This is a genomic window from [Clostridium] aminophilum DSM 10710, assembly GCF_000711825.1.
In the GTDB taxonomy this organism is placed as follows: domain Bacteria; phylum Bacillota; class Clostridia; order Lachnospirales; family Lachnospiraceae; genus Clostridium_R; species Clostridium_R aminophilum.
Genome location: NZ_JONJ01000033.1, coordinates 1 through 3,612, shown reverse-complemented (window position 1 = coordinate 3,612; position 3,612 = coordinate 1). Strand labels below are relative to the sequence as shown.

At 49.4% G+C, this 3,612-nt stretch carries 3 protein-coding genes and 1 tRNA gene; all 4 read right to left on the bottom strand.

Features of this window, described 5'->3' with window-relative positions:
• Window positions 1-143: 143 nt before the first annotated feature.
• The 4 genes from BR86_RS0113570 to BR86_RS0113555 all read right to left on the bottom strand — a co-directional run bounded on the left by BR86_RS0113570 (window position 144) and on the right by BR86_RS0113555 (window position 3,593).
• Window positions 144-686 carry an NADH peroxidase gene (locus tag BR86_RS0113570; RefSeq protein ID WP_031474774.1) on the bottom strand — a complete coding sequence of 181 codons (543 nt, stop codon included), beginning with the start codon at window positions 684-686 and terminating at the stop codon, window positions 144-146.
• Window positions 687-699: 13 nt separating this feature from the next.
• Window positions 700-1,119 carry a Fur family transcriptional regulator gene (locus tag BR86_RS0113565; RefSeq protein ID WP_031474772.1) on the bottom strand — a complete coding sequence of 140 codons (420 nt, stop codon included), beginning with the start codon at window positions 1,117-1,119 and terminating at the stop codon, window positions 700-702.
• 247 nt (window positions 1,120-1,366) lie between these two features.
• On the bottom strand, window positions 1,367-3,307 hold the full coding sequence (locus BR86_RS15405; protein WP_031474770.1) for a RyR domain-containing protein: 1,941 nt from the start codon (window positions 3,305-3,307) through the stop codon (window positions 1,367-1,369).
• A 212-nt stretch (window positions 3,308-3,519) separates the two neighbouring features.
• Window positions 3,520-3,593: transfer RNA gene (locus BR86_RS0113555), tRNA-Asp, on the bottom strand.
• Between the last annotated feature and the right edge of the window lie 19 nt (window positions 3,594-3,612).

Genomic DNA, 3,612 nt, shown 5'->3' with positions numbered 1-3,612 from the left:
GGAAAAAGACATGGAAAAAGAGGATGCCGGAACAATTTCAGCACCCTCTTTAAAGTTTCAGCCTCGGGATACAATACTAACTTAATGACATTGGGAAATATCCCACCCTCTTCATTTACAATATCATTATTTAAATGATTAGATTACTTGAAATATCTGTTCAGCAGTCCAAGGAATGCCTTACCGTGTCTTGCCTCGTCGCGAGCCATCTCATGAACGGTGTCATGGATCGCATCCAGATTCAGAGCCTTCGCTCTCTTTGCAAGATCGGTCTTTCCGGCAGTAGCGCCGTTCTCCGCCTCAACACGCATCTGAAGGTTCTTCTTTGTGCTGTCGGTCAGAACCTCACCGAGAAGCTCCGCAAACTTTGCAGCGTGCTCAGCCTCTTCAAATGCTGCTGTCTTATAATACTCACCAATCTCCGGATATCCCTCGCGGTATGCAACACGGCTCATAGCAAGATACATACCAACCTCAGAGCACTCACCCTGGAAATTCGATCTCAGGTCCTCTTTGATGTCATCCGGTGCATCGGAAGCAACACCAACCACATGCTCTGCAGCCCATGTCATATCATCGCCCTGCATTACAAACTTGGAAGCCGGTGCCTGACAGACCGGACATTTCTCCGGAGCCTGCTCACCCTCAAAAACATAACCACAAACGCTGCATACCCATTTTGCCATAGTCTTTTCCTCCTTATTCGGAAACCGGTTGATTGTTTTCGATTTCTTTGCTGTTCAGACAGCTGCCGCATTTGCCATAGAAAAATGTCGCCGCCGAGTCAATCTTTCCGTCCACATACGGTGCCACTTCCGAAATGATGCTGCTGCGCATCACAACGTGAATATCACGGACCGCTCCGCATTCTCTGCAGACAAAATGATAATGCGGCTGTGTATTCGCGTCATAGTGCTCGTTCCCGTCTCCCGTACTGAATCGCTGGATCATCCCCATATCCGAGAGAAGATTCAGATTCCGATAGACGGTCCCAAGACTGATCTTCGGGTAAATCTTTTGAATGTCGTGGTACAACATGTCTGCGGTCGGATGATCAAAACGGTGAGCAAGACAGTTCATAATCGCTTCCCGCTGTCTGCTGTGATTCAATCGTTGCAACTGCAGCCTCCTGTCTTTTTAAAAATCAGTAACTGTTACTGATTTTATTTAACACTATTCATACATGAAAGTCAACTGTAATCTGAAATTTTTTTCACCAATTTTTTTCACCAATTTTTTTCACCTAACGAAGCGGCTCACCATTCACGAGCTTTCAATGCATCTCTTCCGATATGGAGCTCACCGGCCCGCGCCTTCCCTGTCTGCTTATCCCCCGATTTATTTTCTCTGTTTCGAGAATTCCGCGTCAGATATAGGACTTCCGGTAAAGTTCATATCCCAGCTCATTCAGATAATTCGGAACATAGCGCACGCTGACGCGGATAAATTCCTTCGTCTTTTCATCAAGCTCGTCATACGGCACCATCTCCGGGCTGCGTTTCAGCTCCGAATCCTTCGGTCCGTATGTCCAGCCGTCTGCCATCTTGTCACGAACCCAGCGCTGATGTTCCATCTCTGCCAGAAGCTCCAGCGTCGGGCCATAGAGCTCCTGAATCGTATCGGAGGCTCCCGGCAGAATCGGCCTAAGACCGATATTCAGATCGTATGCCTGAAGTTTTTCACCGAGAAAACGAATCTGCGAGCGATGGCCCTCTTTATAAAACTCGTCCAGATCATTCCACTCCGCCATCTCCGGCTCGCGTTCTACCTCTTCCAGCTGTTCCGGCGTGAGGCCCATCTTTACTGCCTCCATCCGATGAAGGGTCCGGTAAGCCTCGTGCGCAACCTTTGCATATTTGTTGACCTGATCGCCCATCATCTGTTCAAACGCAAGTTTACTTCGAAAATCCTTTACATCCAGATGAATATCAAGCTGTGCATCGATTGGAAGGCAGGACGGCGTAAAACGGTTTACTTCGGACAGACGGCTCATCGCCAGAATAAATTCCAGCGATCTTGATCCATGCCGGTATTCGGATACATTTAACAGCGCACTCAGAAGTCCCTTGGAAATGTTGACAAGACCGCCTTCCGAATCGCAGATTCCCGGAACTTTGCGGACAATCTGTTCCCGCAGCAGCATCGCTCTGCGGATAATACTTCTTCGATCGGTAATTCCGGTCGGATTCGGGCCCTTGATATTCAGGATCCCCTTTAAGCGACTGACAAAATCCGGCCCCTTGACCTTGCGGAACTTTGCCTCCGCTTCCGAATCTTTCGGAAGAAATTCCTCAAACGAGGTGGCTGTTGCGCCTGCAAAAACAAATACCGCACCGTCGATCCGGTTAATGCGGCCGTTTCTGGTATACTCACCATCCTGCATCGGCGCAAGGAAATATTTCAGCCATCCGCGGCTGACGCCGTTCAGTTCGGAATCAAATTCGTCGAAGAATACCAAAGGAATCATGTTCTTCTCGCTCTGGAGCGCCTCACCCAGAGCTTCAAACAGCTCCGATGCGGAAGAATACTGGGAAAGATTCAGCGAAGTGATGGAAAATCTTCCGCAGCTCTTGGCAATCTGTTTCACACCAAACGATTTTCCCGCACCCGGAGGGCCGAACACCGCCACGGAAAGCGGCTGCTGACGCTCCATGTCATCGTCGTGATCGTACAGATAGATATAGTCTTCAAAAAGCGCCCGGATCGAGTGATAGTTCTCAATTTCCTCAAGGTCCACCGTCGACATTCTTCCATAATGGCAAACCGGCACATGGGAAAACAGCTCCTCCGGCCCCTCAAAGACGATCCGCTCCGCCACCGAAAGATACCGGCCCGGCTGCTTCTTGCAGTATTCATCGAGAATACAGAACGGAGAAATGCCGGAGACAATGGTCTTCAGGCTGCGCTGGGGAACATCAACACAGCAGACACTTCCCTCCTTTTCTTTTTCCAGCAGCGATTTCAGCACCGGATACATCGGAGCGTCATCGGTCATAGTCACAAGCTCTCCCCGGTTTGGCGTAAACAGAAGACTCCACCGGCCCTCATCCTCGATCAGCGCCCCCTGTTCATCCAGAAGAATCACCATCGAAGCATGTTCTTTCAGCGGGCGAAGCGCGTCGTTGACCGCCAGCTGCAAAAGAAATTCATCCACCGTGCGCTCGTAGGAAATGCGCCGGGTGATCGGGAAATCCAATTGTCTTAAGTGCTTCATTTGAAGCATCGGGATTTTATCGTTGGAAAATGCATCCGTCAGGGTCATCCCCGGACGGTATTCGATGTAATCGGTCTCGAGTTTCAGTTCCATAGAAAATCATCTCCTTCTCGTGTAAAAATCGGAAGTCAATTCTATTCTATCATAGCTTTTGGGGGATTATTATGAAAATTTATTGAACGAAAGAATTGATGTGCGACAGCAGAGCACGCATCCTCGCGGAGCGTTTTGTTTCATAGGGAATTTCGGGGAAATTTCCTATGAAACAAAAAAAGAGCCCGCTTTCGCGAACTCTTGTCGAAGAACGACCCGGATGGGACTCGGACCCATGACCTCCGCCGTGACAGGGCGGCGCTCTAACCAACTGAGCCACCGGGCCATCGAAGGAATATACCTTC